This window comes from Clostridium mucosae, assembly GCF_024622765.1.
In the GTDB taxonomy this organism is placed as follows: domain Bacteria; phylum Bacillota; class Clostridia; order Clostridiales; family Clostridiaceae; genus Clostridium.
The window spans coordinates 186681-205434 of the sequence record NZ_JANKAF010000004.1; the positions used below are offsets into that span (position 1 = coordinate 186681).

The 18754-nt window shown below is 26.3% G+C and carries 19 protein-coding genes and 1 pseudogene; 17 read left to right on the forward strand and 3 right to left on the reverse strand.

From position 1 onward, the window contains the following. The first annotated feature begins 56 nt into the window (after positions 1 to 56). From NSA50_RS07195 to NSA50_RS07215, 5 genes are all read left to right on the forward strand, one after another. Positions 57 to 845, forward strand: coding sequence for a 5'-methylthioadenosine/adenosylhomocysteine nucleosidase (locus NSA50_RS07195; protein ID WP_195263493.1), 789 nt, complete (start codon positions 57 to 59; stop codon positions 843 to 845). 240 nt (positions 846 to 1085) lie between these two features. Continuing rightward, positions 1086 to 1874 (forward strand): EcsC family protein, encoded by a 789-nt coding sequence (locus NSA50_RS07200; protein ID WP_111927926.1) that lies wholly within the window; start codon positions 1086 to 1088, stop codon positions 1872 to 1874. Between the two features lie 86 nt (positions 1875 to 1960). After that, positions 1961 to 2410: a GNAT family N-acetyltransferase gene (locus tag NSA50_RS07205; protein WP_195263495.1), complete on the forward strand. Its 450-nt coding sequence runs from the start codon at positions 1961 to 1963 to the stop codon at positions 2408 to 2410. 26 nt (positions 2411 to 2436) lie between these two features. Next, complete coding sequence (locus NSA50_RS07210) at positions 2437 to 2820, forward strand: VOC family protein (protein WP_257444093.1); 384 nt, start codon at positions 2437 to 2439, stop codon at positions 2818 to 2820. 14 nt (positions 2821 to 2834) lie between these two features. Next, positions 2835 to 3362 carry a GNAT family N-acetyltransferase gene (locus tag NSA50_RS07215; RefSeq protein ID WP_257444095.1) on the forward strand — a complete coding sequence of 176 codons (528 nt, stop codon included), beginning with the start codon at positions 2835 to 2837 and terminating at the stop codon, positions 3360 to 3362. Positions 3363 to 3420: 58 nt separating this feature from the next. Here the strand turns inward: NSA50_RS07215 and cplR are convergent, their stop codons facing one another. After that, entirely contained in the window at positions 3421 to 5070 is a 1650-nt protein-coding gene (gene cplR / locus NSA50_RS07220; RefSeq protein ID WP_257444097.1) for an ABC-F type ribosomal protection protein CplR, read from the reverse strand. Positions 5071 to 5433: 363 nt separating this feature from the next. On the opposite strand from cplR, the pseudogene NSA50_RS07225 reads away from it, so the two are divergent. Beyond that, positions 5434 to 7386: pseudogene (locus tag NSA50_RS07225) on the forward strand (GTP-binding protein). A gap of 23 nt (positions 7387 to 7409) precedes the next feature. On the opposite strand, the gene NSA50_RS07230 reads toward NSA50_RS07225, so the two are convergent. Beyond that, positions 7410 to 8123, reverse strand: a complete 714-nt coding sequence (locus tag NSA50_RS07230; RefSeq protein WP_111927917.1) for a hypothetical protein — start codon at positions 8121 to 8123, stop codon at positions 7410 to 7412. A 104-nt stretch (positions 8124 to 8227) separates the two neighbouring features. Here NSA50_RS07230 and NSA50_RS07235 point away from each other — a divergent pair, with 104 nt between their 5' ends. Next, on the forward strand, positions 8228 to 8773 hold the full coding sequence (locus tag NSA50_RS07235; protein ID WP_142690424.1) for a hypothetical protein: 546 nt from the start codon (positions 8228 to 8230) through the stop codon (positions 8771 to 8773). Positions 8774 to 8817: 44 nt separating this feature from the next. Next, positions 8818 to 9354 carry a GNAT family N-acetyltransferase gene (locus NSA50_RS07240; protein WP_257444102.1) on the forward strand — a complete coding sequence of 179 codons (537 nt, stop codon included), beginning with the start codon at positions 8818 to 8820 and terminating at the stop codon, positions 9352 to 9354. Positions 9355 to 9460: 106 nt separating this feature from the next. On the opposite strand, the gene NSA50_RS07245 is transcribed toward NSA50_RS07240, so the two are convergent. Continuing rightward, entirely contained in the window at positions 9461 to 10108 is a 648-nt protein-coding gene (locus tag NSA50_RS07245; RefSeq protein WP_257444105.1) for a hypothetical protein, read from the reverse strand. Between the two features lie 295 nt (positions 10109 to 10403). Here NSA50_RS07245 and gloA point away from each other — a divergent pair, with 295 nt between their 5' ends. The 9 genes from gloA (at position 10404) to NSA50_RS07285 (ending at position 18655) form a co-directional block, all read left to right on the forward strand. Next, entirely contained in the window at positions 10404 to 10787 is a 384-nt protein-coding gene (gloA, locus tag NSA50_RS07250; RefSeq protein ID WP_257444107.1) for a lactoylglutathione lyase, read from the forward strand. A gap of 272 nt (positions 10788 to 11059) precedes the next feature. Then, complete coding sequence (locus tag NSA50_RS07255) at positions 11060 to 11998, forward strand: L-lactate dehydrogenase (protein ID WP_257444118.1); 939 nt, start codon at positions 11060 to 11062, stop codon at positions 11996 to 11998. 358 nt (positions 11999 to 12356) lie between these two features. After that, the gene (locus NSA50_RS07260) at positions 12357 to 13751 is read left to right on the forward strand and encodes a L,D-transpeptidase family protein (protein WP_257444121.1); all 1395 of its coding nucleotides are present in this window, start codon (positions 12357 to 12359) and stop codon (positions 13749 to 13751) included. A gap of 210 nt (positions 13752 to 13961) precedes the next feature. Beyond that, positions 13962 to 14885 carry a LacI family DNA-binding transcriptional regulator gene (locus tag NSA50_RS07265; RefSeq protein WP_257444123.1) on the forward strand — a complete coding sequence of 308 codons (924 nt, stop codon included), beginning with the start codon at positions 13962 to 13964 and terminating at the stop codon, positions 14883 to 14885. 286 nt (positions 14886 to 15171) lie between these two features. Further along, a complete protein-coding gene (locus tag NSA50_RS19755; RefSeq protein ID WP_306813915.1) occupies positions 15172 to 15531 on the forward strand; it encodes a hypothetical protein in 360 nt (119 codons plus the stop codon). A gap of 129 nt (positions 15532 to 15660) precedes the next feature. Further along, complete coding sequence (locus tag NSA50_RS19760) at positions 15661 to 16509, forward strand: carbohydrate ABC transporter permease (RefSeq protein WP_306813916.1); 849 nt, start codon at positions 15661 to 15663, stop codon at positions 16507 to 16509. A gap of 5 nt (positions 16510 to 16514) precedes the next feature. After that, entirely contained in the window at positions 16515 to 16829 is a 315-nt protein-coding gene (locus tag NSA50_RS07275) for a hypothetical protein (RefSeq protein WP_257444125.1), read from the forward strand. After that, a complete protein-coding gene (locus NSA50_RS07280) occupies positions 16826 to 17338 on the forward strand; it encodes a sugar ABC transporter permease (RefSeq protein ID WP_257444127.1) in 513 nt (170 codons plus the stop codon). Before NSA50_RS07275 ends, NSA50_RS07280 begins: the two co-directional genes overlap by 4 nt. 36 nt (positions 17339 to 17374) lie before the next feature. Next, a complete protein-coding gene (locus tag NSA50_RS07285; RefSeq protein ID WP_257444128.1) occupies positions 17375 to 18655 on the forward strand; it encodes a sugar ABC transporter substrate-binding protein in 1281 nt (426 codons plus the stop codon). Positions 18656 to 18754 lie beyond the last annotated feature (99 nt).

Genomic DNA, 18754 nt, shown 5'->3' on the forward strand with positions numbered 1-18754 from the left:
TTAAATAAAATATTTAAAAGATAATATTCGATATATAACGAAAGGATGAAGAAGAAATGAAGAAAATATCAACATTGATGATTATGGTTTTGGTTATGGCAATATCAGTATTAGGTGGATGTAGTGCTGGAAATAAAAGTGGAAATGATAAAGTATTAGGTGTAATTGGCGCTATGGAAGAAGAAGTTGAGATATTAAAAGGTAAAATGGATATAAAAGAAACCGTAGAAGTTGCAGGTATGGAATTTTATAGAGGTACATTACAAGGTAAAAATATAGTTTTAGTGCGTTCAGGAGTTGGAAAAGTGAATATGGCCACATGCACACAAATATTAGCAGATAAATTTAATGTAACAGCACTTGTAAATTCAGGAGTTGCAGGTACACTTGATACAGAGTTAAATCAAGGAGACATAGTTATTTCAACAGATGCTGTACAGCATGATTTTGATACTACAGTATTTGGAGATCCACTTGGTGAAATATCAAGATTAGGAATTACTTTTTTTGAAGCTGATAAGGATATGATTGAAATAGCTAAAAAAGCATCAGAAAATGTTTCAGGTATTCATATAAAAGAAGGAAGGATAGCATCAGGAGATCAATTTGTAGCTGGTGGAGCTATAGCTGATAGAATAAAAGAAAATTTTGGAGAAGTATCAGCTGTTGAGATGGAAGGAGCTTCAATGGCTCAAGTTGCATATTTAAATAATATACCGTTTGTTATACTTAGATCAATATCAGATAAGGCAGATGGTGGTGCAGATTTATCATATGAAGAATTTTTACCTATAGCAGCTAAAAATGCGAGTGCTTTAGTTGAAGAATTTATAAAAATTTACTAATTAAAAATTATATATGTAGTTTATGTGAAACTCTCATTTTAATATTAAAATGAGAGTTTTTTAATACATAAAAGTATATATATAAATTTTACTTAGTTTTATGAATTGAAATAGAGTAAAAATTTATATATCTATAATTTTTTATTGTTTAAGTTATTATAATAAATATTCTATAATCCTATTAAAAAGGTATATAATAAAAATAAGATTATTAAATATCTTAAAGGACAGTGATTAATAGTGAAAAAAATAATAAATAGAGAATTAAATAAATTAAATAAAAAAGAAAATAAACTGCTTAATAAAAGAGAAAATAAATTTATTAAAAATAAAGTAGCACCAATTTCAGATAAGATTGAAGAAAAAATCCCACAAAAGTTGAAAGATACATTAGAAAGTGCCTTTTATAATGGATTTAAATTAGTGTTAGAAAAGGGAAGTAAGTATATAGAAAAATTATATAATAAAGATAAAATTCAATTAGAACATGATGTGAATAATTATTCATTAGATAAAAAAGTTACTAGAAAAAGCATAAAGATAATGGATTCTCAAGGAAAGAAAAGTAAGATTATAAACTCTACCATATCTACAATAGAGGGAGCAGGTCTTGGAGTGTTGGGTATAGGATTGCCTGATATACCATTATTTATTGCAATGATATTAAAGACAGTTTATGAAATTGCACTAAGTTATGGGTTTAATTATGAAAGTGAAGAAGAAAAGATATATATATTAAACTTAATAAATGTTGCTTTAACAAATAGTAAAGAAAAAGTACTTTATAATGAAAAATTAAATGAAGTTGAATATAAAATAGATTCTAATATAGTGATAAATAGAGATTTAAACTTAGAAATTAGAAGTACATCACAAGTATTGTCAGAAAGTTTGTTAATGGCCAAATTTATTCAGGGATTACCTATTGTTGGAGTTTTAGGAAGTATAACTAATTATCAAGTCATTAATAAAGTTAGCAAATATGCAAGGATTAGATACAAAAAAAGATATTTAAATAAAAAGCTATAGACTATAATAGTATTTAAATATAGTATTATTTTAATTAGATAAGATAATTAATATTAAAACTATAGCAAAATACTTGAGGTAAGATTATGAAGTTAGTTATAAAAGAAATCAATAATAAAAATTATAATGAAGCATTAAGTTTAAAAGTTAAAAAGGGTCAAGAAGATTTTATTGAAACTGTTGAGGAATGTCTAAATGAAGCAAAGCAAATACCTTTATGGAGGCCTGTAGGTATATATAACTATAATCAAATTATAGGATTTGCTATGTATGGACTATGGGAAAATGAGGGGACCTATGGGAGAGTATGGCTAGATAGATTTATGATAGGAGATGAGTTTCAAGGAAGAGGATATGGAAGTGAAAGCTTAAAACTTATATTAAATAGAATTTATAATGAATATAAACGTAATGAGATATATTTAAGTATTTATGAAAACAATGATTTAGCAACTAAGATGTATGAGAAACTTGGATTTCAATTTAATGGTGAATTAGATATAAATGGTGAGAAAATAATGAAATTAGAAGTATAATAAATATATGATAGGGAGATGAATTAATGATGAATATTAAGTTTGTCACAATTACAGTGAAAAATTTAAAAGAATCAATAAAATTTTATGAGGATGTATTAAATTTGAAAATTGCACGAGAATTTTCACCAATGGAAGGAACTAATATAGCATTCCTTAAAGGAGAAAGTTCAGCAATGATAGAATTAATAGAATATGAAAATAAATCTATAAAAGATGAAGTTAATCATTCAAAAGTGTCTATAGGATTTGAGGTTACAGATTTAGATAATACAATAAAAGAACTAGAAGAAAAAAATATAAAAATTATTAGAGGGCCTATTAATACTCCTGGTGGAGAAAGATTTATATTTATAGAAGATCCAAATGGAGTAGAAATAGAGATGATAGAGGGATTTAAGATTAACTAATTGAGGATTTTTTTATGATAATTATAAGACAAGAAGTAAATAAAGATTATAAAGAAGTAGAAAATGTAATTGAAGAAAGCTTTAAAAGTGCAGAATTTACAGATAATGATGAGCATAACTTAGTTAAAAGGCTAAGAAACAGCAATGAATTTATAAAAGAGTTATCTTTATTAGCTGAAATTAACAATAAAATTGTTGGCCACATTCTTTTAACTAAAGCTTTGATAAAAAGTGAAAATAAAGATGTAGAAACTCTTGCACTTGCACCTCTAGCAGTATTGCCAAAGCATCAAAAGAATGGTATAGGCAAGAAGCTTGTGAATGAAGCTATAGAAAAATCAAAAGAGTTAGGGTATAAATCAATAGTAGTATTAGGACATGAACATTATTATCCTAAGTTCGGATTTAAAAAAGCAAGTAATTATGGAATTAAGGCTCCTTTTGATGTTCCAGATGAAGCTTATATGGTTTTGGAATTAATTCCTAATGCACTTAATGAAGTTAATGGTGTAGTAGAGTATTCAAAAGCATTTTTTGAATAAGAAAGGTGAGGATGTATTAGATTTGATTTTTCACAAATATAAGACATCCTCACCATTTTTATTGATTTCTTAGTTCCTTAAGTTGCTTTAATATCTCAGAATATTTATTTTCTAATAAAGCTTTTTTATTTGGATCATTTTCAAAAGATAATAAAGAAATAACTTCTGAAAGCTTATTTTCTAATATTAATATATTTTCTTTAAGAATCTTTTCGTCCTTATCAATCTTAGGCTTAGATTTAAAATTAATATATTCATCGTAACTACCATCAAATTGAATAATTTTATTATTATCTATTTCTAATATATAATCACAAATATTTGAAATAAATTTTCTATCATGAGATACTATTAAAAGAGTTTTATTAGTATTTTTCAAGGCATTTTCAAGAGATTGCATGCATTTAATATCTAAATAGTTTGTTGGTTCATCAAGAATTATTATATTATTGTCTGAAAGTAAAAGCTTACAAATAGCAACTCTTACTTTTTCACCGCCACTTAAATATGAAACTTTTTTAAATACAGTATCTCCCTTAAAGCCAAAGCCATCTAAATTTGTTCTTATAAAACTTTCTTTGAAAGAAGAGTCAATTTTAATATTATCTAATATTGTTTTATCTGGATCTAGTATATCTTGAGATTGATCCAAATATCCAATAACAGCATTTTTAGAAACTTTTATATTTTCATTATTGTTATTGATAATTTCTTTTAGTAAAGTACTTTTACCACATCCATTTTGACCAATTAAAGCAACTTTTCTACCTTTTTTTATTTTGAAAGTAGATTCATTTAATAGAACTCTATCTTCAATAGTAATATTTAAGTTCTTTGCTTCAATAGGATTTTTAGAAGTAAGTTCTAAATTTTCAATAACATCAATTCTTATATCTTTATCTTCTTTAGGTTTTTCTTTTACATCTAATTGATCAATTCTAGTCCTAATAGCTTTTATATTATTTTCTAATTTCTTTTTACCTTTTTGACCACCCATTTTATGAAGCCTAGCTTCTGAATTACCCATCCTTTTAGGTGTTCTTCTAATACCATCTCTTATATTTTCTTTTGATACTATAGCTTCTTCAAGTCTTCTTTTTTCAGTAATATATTGATTATATTCTGTATTTTCTCTTGCTTTTTCTGCTTTTTTTAGTTCGATATACTTAGAGTAATTTCCATTGTAGATATTTAGTTTTCCATCTTTAATTTCAACAATAGTATTACATAAAGAATCTAATAGATTTCTATCATGTGAAACCAAAAGAAGAGCTCCAGAATAATTTTTTAGCATATCTTCAAGAACTTCAATGCTATTACTATCTAAATTAGAAGTTGGTTCATCAGCAATAATTAGTTTTTTATTTTCACTTAAAGCATTAGCAATTTTCATTTTGACTTTTTCTCCTCCAGAAAGATAATCTTTATATTCAGTAGGAGCATTAAAAACACTTTTTACTTTATTAAATGAACAATCATTTAGGCTATTTCCAAATTGACTAATATAAGAGTAACTTGAAGTTAAATAAGATGTTCCTTCATCAGAAGGTTCATCACCAATTAAAATTTTTAAAAGAGTAGTTTTACCAGCGCCATTATCGCCAACTAATCCTATTTTATCTCCATCTAGTATTTCAAATTTGTCTATATCTAATATTAATTTATCACCATAATACTTTTTGATTTTATTTAATAATGCTAATTGCATAAAAAAATCCCTCCTTAAAATGTAGGAGAGAGTATACGACTTTATAGAAGGGTAACACAAATAAACCTTAAGCCAGTAATCCACTCTCCGTAAATTTTTACACAACAAAAAAAGACTCATTAATGTCATAATTTTATTGTGAATTAAAAATTCTAAAAGTAGATTACATTCTCATGTTTGAAATTACCTTTCCCTTTCTTAAATTTTGTTTTCATTTTTCATTATAGCACTATTTAAAATTATTTCAAATGTTTCTATGATATAATTAATAATAAATAATATATATGTTTCAATTTATAAATATAATTAATATAAATGTAGACTTTATTACAACTTATTTATCAGTTAAGAAAAGGTGATAGAATGAAAAAGACAATAGGAATTCTTGCTCATGTAGATGCTGGCAAAACTACATTTTCAGAGCAAGTACTTTATCATACAAAGAGCATAAGAAATAGAGGGAGAGTAGATCATAAAAATTCATTTTTAGATACACATGATATTGAAAAAGAAAGAGGAATTACAGTATTTTCAGAACAAGCTACATTTCAAATTGGAAATTCAACTTATTATCTTATAGATACCCCGGGACATATTGATTTTTCAGCAGAAATGGAAAGAGCATTAGGTATATTAGATTATGCAATTTTATTAATTAGTGGAGTAGAAGGAATTCAAGGACATACAGAGACTATTTGGAATTTGCTAAGAAAATATAACAGTCCAACATTCATTTTTATAAATAAGATGGATAGAACAGGGGCTGACTTAGAAAGAGTACTTGAAGAAGTTAATGAAAATTTGGCTAATGATATATGCCATATAGATTCTATTCATGGAATGAGTGAAGAATTAATAGAATTTATTTCTGAGAGAAATGAAGATCTTTTAGAAAGATATTTTAATGGTGATTATGAGGAAGAAATTTGGATTAATGAGTTAAAAAAACTTATAAAAGAAAATAAAGTGTTTCCATGTTTAAGTGGAAGTGCCCTTCAAGATGAAGGAATAGATAACTTTTTGAATATATTTAATGAGCTTACTTATACAAATTATGATGAAGAGGAAGAATTTTCAGGAAGAGTTCATAAGATAAGATACGATAATAATGGAACTAGAATTACTTTTATAAAAGCTATTAGTGGTAATCTTAAAGTAAGGGATGAAATTACTTATGGAATGTTAGATGAAGAAATAACTGAAAAAATAAGTAGCATAAGACTTTATAATGGCAATAAGTTTTCTACTGTTGAAAAAATATCTGCTGGGGATGTGTTTGCAGTAACAGGAATCACTAAGGCTATGCCAGGAGAAGATATAGGGAAAAATAGGGGAAATATAAAGTTTAATATGATTCCAACATTAACATCTAAGGTTATTTTTGATAAGTCTTATAACGTAAAAGAAGTTTTGGGATATTTTAGAATATTAGAAAATGAGGATCCAGCATTAAATGTTATTTGGAATGAAACACATTAAGAAATTCAAGTTTCAATTATGGGTAAAATTCAGCTTGAAGTACTTAAAGAAGTTGCATTAAATAGATTTAATTTAAAAATAGAATTTGGCGCTTGTGAAATTATGTATAAGGAAACTATAGATAATAAGACATATGGATATGGACATTTTGAGCCATTAAAGCACTATGCTGAAGTTCATTTAAAAATAGAGCCAAATAAAAGAGGAGAAGGAATAACCTTTGAAAATAAGTGTCATGCTGATGATTTAACTACAGGAAATCAAAACTTAATTAAAACACATATCTTTGAAAGAAATCATCATGGACTTTTAACAGGCTCGCCAATTACAGATATAAAAATTACTTTGCTAACTGGTAGAGCACATAATAAGCATACTGAAGGTGGAGATTTTAGAGAAGCTACTTTTAGAGCAATGAGGCAAGGATTAGAAAAGGCTAATAATATACTTCTTGAACCATTTTATAAATTTAAAATAGACATAGAGCTTGATTATATGGGGAAGGTTATATCTGATATTCAAAGGCTAAATGGGAGATTTGATCCTCCAGAAACAAAATTAAATAAAGTTTCTATAACAGGAAGAGGACCAGTAGCTACATTTATGGATTATAGCTCGGAAATACTTACATTTACTAAAGGAAAAGGCAGTATTAGCTTAATATTTGATGGATATGATGTATGTCATAATACAGAAGAAGCAATTGAGAAAATAGGATACGATAAAAATGCAGATATAGAATATTCATCAAGTTCTATTTTTTGTTCAAAGGGACAGGGGTTTGTAGTTCCTTGGGATAATGTTGAAGAATATATTCATTGTGAAGTAAAAGAATAAAAGGTAGAACAATATAAGTTGTTCTACCTTAATTCAAGGTTTTTCAAATCCCATTGAAGCTTTTCAAAATCAAATGATAAAGTTGCAACCATTGAGTATTCATTATTTTTATTATAAGTACCTAGATATACTGTGGTTTCAGTAGTATTTCCGGATTCCTTAATTACAGTTAAATCTTTAATATAATCTTTATTAAAATTATATTTAGTTCCATTAAAAGAAAATCCATCCAAATTAAATACTTCAAAATTCAGCTTATCTAAAAGATAAGACCCAGCAGATATAGCGGGACTTAAATTACCAGCTTTTAAATCTATAATATCAGTGATTATCCATTTATTATCTTTATATTTAAAAATTACATTACAGTTAGTATCAATTTTAATATCTGAATAACTTATAATCAGATCTGTATTTAAAGATCTTGTATTTCTATCAATTTTATTTAAATCGTTGACGTCGAAAATATTACTATATATTGGATCAGATTCGGATAATTTTGAATCTATAGCTGCATTTTTAATTTTTTTATTTACAGAATCATCTATGTATAATATTTTTAAGGCAGATTCTTTAGATAATTCAGGAATATATAATAAATTTTTTACTAAAAATGAAGTTAATATAGAGAATGCAATTAGAATCATTAGAATAATAGCTAATATAAATTTAGCTTTAGGTGAAATAACCTTTTTCTTTTCTTTATTAAAAACTATATTGTTACTATAGTTATTCATATAAGCCTCCAAAAATATTTATAAGTTAAATAATATGTTACAATAATTATTATGTTACAATAATTATATAGTAAATTTAAATTAATAGAAAGAGGTGATTATTAATGATTTTAAAATTTAGATATAATGATAATGATTATATGGAGTTAAATTACTTTATCAATAATGAGAGAGGTGCTATAAAAAGAGGAAGAATTTTTAACTCTGTAATTTATCCTTTATTACTTTTGATACTTATATTATCTCTTGTTGAAATATTAGAGACATATACTATTGTTCCGTTGATTATTTGGGTGATTTTTACGGTTGTTTGGGTTATCTTTAATAAGGATATCTATAGACACATGGTTAACAGGACATCTAAATTTATAATAAAAAATCCTAATTTAAAGGGAGTAGATTACTTTAGAGATACAGTAATTACTTTAAGTGATAAAGGAATAAAAAAAGAAATAGAAGGAATATGTCTAAATGTTACATGGGAGTCTATTGAGAAAGCTTATGTTATGGAAAAAAATATTTTTATAAGACTTGTTAATGCGACTTTTATTAATATACCATTAAGGATCTTTAAAAGTAATGAGGAAAAAGATAATCTTTTAAGATATTTAGATGATCATATTAAAAATGATTATGTATCTATAGATTAAAATAAATTCATTATATTAAGCAATTTGTATTGGGGAAGATTTTTATGTATAAAGAAATAAAATTAAAAAATGGGGAAAATTTAATTATAAGAAAAGCTGAAGTTAATGATGCGGAAAAGATGATTGAGTATTTAAATATAGTTGGTGGCGAAAGTGATAATTTGCTATTTGGAGAAAATGAGTTTCACTTAAGTATAGATCAGGAAAAATCACATTTAGAAAATATGGCTAATCAAGAAAATTCTATTATGTTAGTAGGAATAATAAATAAAAAAATAGTAAGTATAGCCCAAATATCTGCATCAAATAGAAAAAGAATATCTCATAATGCAGAAGTTGCCATTTCGGTAAAAAAAGAATATTGGAATCTTGGAATTGGAAGCGAAGTTATGAAAGCATTAATAGACTTTGCTAAATATACTAATAAAATAAAAAATATAAGCCTTGGGGTGAAAGCAAGCAATACAAAAGCTAGAAATTTATATAGAAAGATTGGCTTTAAAGAAGTAGGAGTTCATAGAAATTTCTTTTTTGTTAATGATGAATACGATGATGAGATATTAATGGACCTATATATTTAAAATAATGAAAGAATGAAAAATGAAAGAATTGAGGATGTTTTGCTCTGCAAAATTTAAATCCACAATTATTTCATTATTTCATTCATTAATTACTTAATTCTTTAATTTAAAACAAGTGAGCCACAAGTTTATTTCCATATTCAAAAACAGTTACAGTAAAGTAATTCCAAGGAACTACTGTTGCTCCTACTCTTGAAATAGCAACTCTTATTTTAAAACTATGTCCAGAGTTTGTATTAGAATCTAAGCCTTCATAAGTTACTCTGTCTAACCTAACTACCATTTCCTCACCACTTGATAGTTCCATTTGACTTCTTAGTGAAGCTAAGTCTTTTTTTAGTTTTTCTTTATCTTCTTCAGAAATAGGCTCGTATCCTTTTTCACTAGTATTACTATATGTTATTAAATAGTTATATATAGAAGTATCTTCATTTAAGTAGGCATATAATAAATCATTTATAAAATCTATTTCTTTATATTCACCAGAAGTATAATGAATAGATGTTTGATCATCATAAATATTAGTGCTTTTTTCTATTGCATTAATATCCTTAGTAGAGGTATATGATTTTCCAAATGCTTCAAAGGAAGTAGGGGATTTAGGTTCTTCTTTTACTGTATCATCTGATTGAATATTTTCTTCAATAGGATTATTGTCAGTTACATCATCTTTTGAGTTTGCGTTTTTACATGAAGTAAAATTCAAAGTAATTAACAATGAAATCAATAATAAAAATACTTTTTTTATTTTCATATGAGCTCCTTTACTAGATAATTATTCCAAAAAACTTATGTAAATTTATTGTATGATAAAACATAAGAAAAGTAAATTAATAAAAGAAAACCTTTAAATATATTTAAAAAATTAAAAAGTGTTTATGGATTAAACAATTGGTTGATAAAATGTAATTTCAGAAATATAATTATATATAAGAATTAATATTATCTAGTGATTAATATTATTATTTTAATTAAATGAACTAATTATATAATAATTTTATTACTATAGAGATTAATAATTAAATAGATTAAATTTAGGAGGAAAAGAAATGTCAGTTAAAATGTTACACACTTGTATTAGAGTTAAAGACTTAGAAAAGTCATTAAAATTTTACAAAGAAGCGTTAGATTTAATAGAAACAAGAAGAAAGGAATATCCAGAAAATAAGTTTAGTCTTGTTTATTTATCTAATGAAGAAGGTGGATATGAAATAGAGCTTACTTATAATTATGATGTTGAAAAACCTTATGATTTAGGAAATGCTTTTAGTCATATTGCTGTTGAAGTAGAAGACTTAGAAGCAATGAGAGAAAAACATATAGCTTTAGGATATGAAGTAACTCCATTTAAGGGACTTCCAGGAACAAAACCTTCATATTATTTTGTAACAGATCCAGATGGATATAAAATTGAAGTAATTAGAGCTAAATAAATTAAAGTAAATCTAGTGGCTTTACAAAAGTTACTAGATTTATTTTTGTATATAATACATAAACTATTTAATGTAATATATAAATTAAACTAAAAATGCTTTTAAAAGGTTAATTATAAATTATATTAGTTAGTAATAAGAAGTCATTAATTTTAAAAATATATAGTTTATATAATAAAAATTATCTAAAAGAAGTATAAATTACCAAGTAATTAGTTTATAATAGAAATAAATTATAATAAATTAAATAAAAGGATGAAGGAGTATTATATATGAGTAAAATATCAATAATTGGAGCAGGCTCAATTGGAGCAACTACTGCCTTTGCCTTACTACAAAAGGAAGTAGCAAGAGAAATAGTTATAAATGATATTAATCAAGAAAAAGCATTAGGAGAAGTTCTTGACTTAATGCACGGTAGTTCACTAAATAGTCCTTGTAATGTTACACTAGGCTCTTTAGAGGATACCAAAGATTCAGATATAATTGTTATAACTGCTGGTGTTGCACAAAAGCCAGGAGAAACTAGACTAGATTTAGTTGATAAAAACTATAAAATATTTAAAAGCTTTGTTCCAACAATATCAAAATTAAGTCCTAATTCAATATTATTAGTTGTATCAAATCCAGTAGATATATTAGCATACATGACTTATAAATTATCTGGATTTCCTAAGGAAAGGGTTATTGGTTCAGGTACAGTTTTAGACACAACAAGATTAAGAAGTTTACTTGGAAAGTACTTTGGTATCGATGGAAGAATTGTTCAAGGATATGTTTTAGGAGAACATGGAGATAGTGAATTTGTTCCATGGTCATCATTAACAATAGGAAATATTCCAATAAAAAATTTCTCAGAACAATTAAAAATAGAATGGGATGAAGCAACAGAAAAAGTTATTGCTGATGATGTTAAGAATGCAGCTTATGAAGTTATTAATAGAAAAGGAGCTACTGCTTTTTCAGTTGCAGCAGTTTTAACAAGAATAGTGGAAGCATTCTTAAAAGATGAGAAAACTGTATTATCAGTATCTACTTTATTAGATGACTATTTAGGGGTTAACAACACATACTTAAGTGTTCCAACAATAGTAGGTAAAAATGGAGTAGAAAAAGTATTAAATATAGAATTATCAGAAGAAGAAAAAGAAAAGTTTGTTTCATCAGCTAAGATAATGAAAGAATATATTGATAGAATCGATAATAATTAAAACTTTAATGTGAAGGTATGAAATTTTAATTTCATACCTTTTAAATTTATATTGGGAATATAGATTGAAAAACTTTCTACTAAATTTTATAAGTGCTTAATAAATATTATGAGTCTATACCGTAATAATAAATCTTTAAGGAATCATCTTATATTAAACATTGATATATATAATATACATATAAATTAGAAATTATTTAAAAGTGTTAACATAGTCGACACTTTACTATTTTTATTATAAAATATATTATTATTGGGAAAAAATAACATTAATTAAGGTTTAAAACGAAAAATTAAAGCATAGTATAGATAGAAATTATATTTAATTTAAATGAGTATAATGAGAGGGATACAGTAATATGAAAAAAATTAATATAAGGGAATTTTTTGAAAATAAAATAACAGGATACATTATTATTATATTTGCGGCAATTATATTTGTTTATTTACTTATATCAATATTTTTTACTAATCATTTATTCTTTAATACTAGTATAAATGGAATTAATTTATCATTAAAAACTTATGAAGAGGCACAGGATATACTAAAAGGCTCCATAAGTGATTATAAATTACAAATAATAGAGAGAGATGGCAAAATAGAAGAAATATTAGGAAAGGATATAGAGCTAAAGTTTAAGGAAAACAATAGTGGTATTAACATAAAAGAAGTACAAGCCCCATTAAAGTGGATTGTAGGATTAATTAAAAAGCAAAACTATTATATGAATGATTTAGTAATTTATAATGATGAAAAATTAAAAAATAAAATTAAAGAGTTAGACTGTTTAAATAAAGATATTATTGAACCTAAGAATGTAGGATTCAAATATTCAAATGGTTCATATGAGTTTATTGAAGAGATTTATGGAAATAAGGTAGATGAAAATAAATTATATGAAACTATAGAAAACAGTATATTAAGAGGAGAAGCTAAATTAGATTTAAATGAGAAACTATGCTACGAAAATCCAGAGTACACAATAAACTCTGAAAAGGCAATGACAACTAAAGATACTTTAAATAAGTATGTATCAACCCAAATAACATATTTATTTGGAAATAAAAATGAAGTATTAGATGGAAATAGAATAAACGAATGGCTTAGTGTTAATGACGATTTAGAAGTAATAATAAATGAAAACTCAGTAAAAGATTATGTATTAGAGCTAAGTGCAAAGTATAACACAGTTGGAATAGCAAGAAATTTTAAATCTTCTACAGGAAAAGTTGTTGAGGTTAAAGGTGGATATTATGGGTGGAAAATTAATTGTGTAGCAGAAACAAAGATGTTATTGGAAAATATAAAGCTTGGTGCAGTACTTGAAAAAGAACCAATATACACACAAAAAGGTATCAATAGAGATGCAGATGATATAGGGGATACCTATGTAGAAATCAATATAACAAGGCAGCATTTATGGTTTTATAAAGATGGTGAACTTATTACTCAAGGGGATGTGGTAACTGGAGATCCTGGGAAAGGATATTCCACTAAACTTGGAACGTATATGCTTAATTATAAGCAAAAGGAAGCAACTTTAAGAGGTCCAAATTATGAAGCAAAAGTAATTTATTGGATGCCTTTTAATGGGAACATAGGAATTCATGATGCAAGTTGGAGATATTCTTTTGGAGGAACAATATATAAATCAAATGGAACTCATGGTTGTGTAAATTCTCCGTCATATTTAGCAAAAACTATTTTTGATAATATAGAGGAAGGAACTCCTGTTATTTGCTATGAAGAATAGAAATATTAAAGTAAAAGAATTTAAGGTTAGATATGTGTTTTAGACACTAATCTAGCCTTTTTACTTTAAAAAAATAATAATAGATTTACTTTAAGAATGACCTTTTTATAGTAGAAATATATAAAAAATTAAATACTTTATATGATATAATTAGTTTAATTATTATAAGGATTAAGGATTTAACTATGGCTTTAAAGGAGGTCATTTTATATGGCGAAAAGAAGGGTAACATTAAAAGATATTGCAAGAGAAGCAGGTGTATCTGCAGCAACGGTATCATATGTTCTTAATTATTCAGAAAAAGAAAAGATTAGCCATGAAACAAGATTAAAAGTTTTTGATATAGCGAAAAAATTAAACTATGTTCCCAACATGGCAGCTAAATCTTTAGCAAGTAAAAGAAGTTATTTAGTTGGAATCATAATAAATTTAGGTGAAAAAAATCTAAAGAGTAAATTATATGAGTACTATGATTTAACTAATGAAATTCAAAAAGAAGTTTATAAGCTTGGATATGATGTAGTCTTTTTAGCTACTAAAGAACCAAATAAAGATATACAAGTTGGACAAAAAAGATCTTTAGATGCTGTATTTGTTATTGATATGGATAAAAGTAAACTAAAATATCTCACAAGTAATTTTTATGTACCAGTAATATTTATTGATGGATATTTAGAAGATCCGATATTTTGCAAGATATTAAGTGATTATAATGAGTTGTTTAATATATTAGAAAAAAAATCAGAGATTAAAAAAGATTCCTATATTATTATGGAAGATTACTCAAATGAAAACTTAAGAGAAATTGTAAATGAAAGATTCCTAAAAGAAAATATATTTGTAAATAAACATGATAGTGATTTAATTGGATTTTTAGAAAAGCATAAGAATAAAAGAGGCGTAGTTTTAGGGGAGATATTAGGAATGCAAGTAGAAAAATATGTAGATACTAAAGATATAATAGTTATTATTGGATCAGAAGAATCAAATTTATTATTTACTCATACAAAAACAATTTCTATGAGTAATAAAGAAAAAGCAAAAAAATCAGTTGAACTCATGCAAAAATTAATTAATTTAGATGAAGAGGAAATTATAAATACTACATATATAAAACCAATTTTTAAATATTAGAAATAATAAAAATGTGAGTTTGCACAAAGTTCACATTTTTTTATTTTTTTACTGATTTTAGAGATAAGTTAACATGATGCTTAACAAATATAAGGAAGATATCATAGGAGTGCAATATCAAAGTGTTTTAAATAAAATATTTTTACTTAACAAAAAGCTTTTAGAAATTTACTTAAATTTAGATGAAAATTTGAATTGTACATATGTATGAAAGTTCTTGAATGTAATGACTACAAAAGGATATATTGTTATACTCAGGTTACTTAAACAGAAAGAAGGAGTGGAAATGAAAAGAAAAAAGGCGCTTTTATTATCGTGCTTAGTATGGGGAAGTGGTCAGTTTTTTGTCTGTAAACAACGGATAAAAGGATTACTGTTTTTTATGATGCAAGCTATACTTATAGCTATTGAATTGTTAAGTGGTTATTGGATTGAATATCTTTTAGGCTATATTAAAAATTTTCAAATTAGATTGCATGGAGGTTTTTTTACTAAAGGAATTTGGGGACTAATAACTTTAGGAGAAAAAGTAGGAGTAAAAAATGGAGATCATTCAACCCTTTTATTAATAAATGGAATAATTTCAGTTATATTGATTTTTATTTTTGCAGTTATTTATTTTTTAAATGCAAAAGATGCATATTAAACTGGAAAAAAGATTGATGAAACAGGAATATATATAAGTTCAAAAGATTATGGTAAGAAAATATTTGAAAACAAGTTTCCTTATATAATTCTTGGTCCTATAGCTGTAGCATTTATTTTTGTAGTAGTTATGCCAATTATATTTTCAATATTAACAGCATTTTTAAATTATAATAGAGATCATCTTCCACCAGGAAATTTAATAGATTGGGTTGGTTTTGATAATTTTATTAAGTTATTTAGAGTGCCAGTTTGGTCTAATACATTTTTTCATGTTTTAATTTGGACTATAGTTTGGGCTTTTACGGCAACGTTTTCAACGTATTTTTTAGGAATGCTACAAGCAATAATATTAAATCATAAGTCTATTAAATTCAAAAAATTTTTTAGAACAGTTTTAATTTTGCCTTGGGCAATTCCTCAAATAATATCACTTATGGTATTTAGGAATTTATTAAATGGACAATTTGGACCTATAAATCAATTTTTGTTAGATATTGGGCTTATATCTGAAAGGATACCTTTTTTAACAGATCCAATAATTGCAAAGATAACTGTTATAGTAGTAAACCTTTGGCTTGGATTTCCTATGTTTATGGTTATGATGCTTGGAGTATTTGCAAATTTAGATGAAAGTTTATATGAAGCAGCAGCTATAGATGGAGCAAGTAAATTTCAAATATTTAAACATATTACCTTGCCATTAGTTATGCTTGCTACAGCACCACCACTTGTTATGAATTTAGCTTCAAATTTTAATAACTTTGGCTCTATTTATTTCCTAACACAGGGTGGACCAGCGAATACTTCATATCAATTTGCTGGAGATACAGATATTTTAATTTCATGGATATATAAATTAACACTTGACCAGCAAATGTATAATATGGCAGCAGTTATGAGTGTGTTGATTTTTATCATAATTGGTGGATTCTCTTTCTGGCAATTTAAAAACACTACGTCATTTAAGGAGGTTTAAGAAAAATGAGAAAAAAAATAACATCGATATTATTGCATCTTGAACTTATTTTAATGTCTATAATAGTGTTGGTTCCGGTAATTTGGATTGTGATGTCATCTTTTAATAAAGGGGCTGGATTATCATCTGCAACATTAATTCCGAAAGAATTAAGCTTAGAAAATTATAAAAATTTATTCACTCAAACTAATTATCCAGTTTGGTTCTTTAATACATTAAAAATTGCAATAGCAAATACAGTTTGTTCAGTTACTTTGATAATGATTACGGCATGGATTATGTCTAGATTTAAATTTAAAGGAAAAAAACAAGCCTTATGACAATATTAATAGTATCAATGTTTCCAACATTCTTATCTATGACAGCAATATACACTTTGTTTTTAACTTTAGGATTAGTCGGAAAGCCAATATCATTGATAATTATTTATGCAGTAGGGGCTATTCCTTACAATACTTGGCTAGTTAAAGGATATCTAGATGGAATACCAATGTCTATAGATGAAGCAGCATATATTGATGGCTGCAGTAGATTTAGATCTTTCTTTAAAATAATACTTCCTATGGCAAGGCCTATAATAACTTATTGTGCAGTTTCACAATTTATGATGCCTTGGATGGATTACGTTTTACCAAATATATTACTTTCAAGTGATAAGAGTAGGACACTTGCTGTAGGATTATTTTCTATGATAGTTGGTAAAGAAAGTTCACACTTTACAATGTTTGCAGCTGGTTCAGTTTTAGTTGCTATTCCAATTACTATCCTATATATGATTTTCCAAAAATATTTAGTTCAAGGCATTGCCTCAGGAGCTGACAAAGGTTAATAAAAAATAATTAAATATAAAATGGAGGAATTTATTATGAAGAGTATATCAAAAAAATTATCAGCATTAGTATTAATGAGTACGATGCTATTTTCACTAGCAGGGTGTAAAGATGTTTCAAAATTAGAGGAAGGAGAAAGTAATGAATCAGTTAGTTCATCAGAAGAAATGAAACCAGAAGATGGAGCAGAACTTCTTTTTTGGACAAACGATATAGAATATGGAAAAGATGTAGCATCTTCTTTTGAAACAAAGTATGGAGTAAAAGTAAATGTTGAGCAAATAGGTCTTGATGGTATGGGAAAAATTATGCTAGATGGTCCAGCAGGAAAGGGAGCCGATATATTTATTGCGCCTCATGATGCTATGAATACTGGAAGAACAGCAGGAATATTTGCAGAATTAGATGAAAGTATTGTAAAAGATTTAGAAAAAGAATTGAATCCAGTAGCTGTTAAGGCAGCCATGTATGATGGAAAAATGTATGGAGTTCCTTATTCAGTTGAAACAACAGCTCTTTTATACAATAAAGATTTAGTAAAAGGAGAACCAGCTAAGGAGTTTGAACAAATAGTTAAGGAAGCTAAGGAATTTAATAATAGTTCAGAAAATAAATTCTGGTTTTTAACTATAGCTAATAATGGATATAATTCGTACCCATTTTTAGGTGCAGATGGATTCCAATTGTTTGGAAATGATGGTAATGATGATGATAATCTTGGTTTTAATACAAAAGCTTTTGAAAACGGACTTGCTAATGTAGCAGCTTTAAAAGAAATAATTCCAATGAAATCAGAAGATTTAAAGACAAATGCAGAAACATTTATAGATGAAAACTTTATTAATGGTAAAACAGCTTATTACCCAAGTGGTCCATGGGCTATAAAGAAAATGAAAGATGCAGGAGTAAATTTTGGTGTAACAACACTTCCAACTATTAATGGAAAATCTATGAAAGCTTTTGGTGGAGTTCAAAATGCTCACGTATCAGCTTATTCTAAATATCCAAAAGCTGCCCAATTGTTTGCAAAGTTCTTAGCATCTAAAGAAGGTGCTGAAATTCTATATAGCAAAGCTAGTAAGGTTACTTCAAGAGCAGATATATCAGATGTGAAGGGTCTTGCAGAAGATAAAGATTTAAGCGTATTCGTTGAACAATTTAAGAATGCAGTTCCAATGCCAGCTTCAAAAAGAATATCATATTATTGGACAATATCAGATGGATTATTAAGTGCAGTATTTGATGGTGCATTAACACCTGAAGATGGAGCTAAGAAGGCACAAGCAGATTTTGAAGCACTTGTACAAAGTGAATAAATAATTTAATGAGCTGTCGCAAATAGCAATTTAATGAAAAGTGGAAGAAGTAAAAGTTAAATTGTGCGACAGCTAAATTTATAAAACTGAGATATAGAA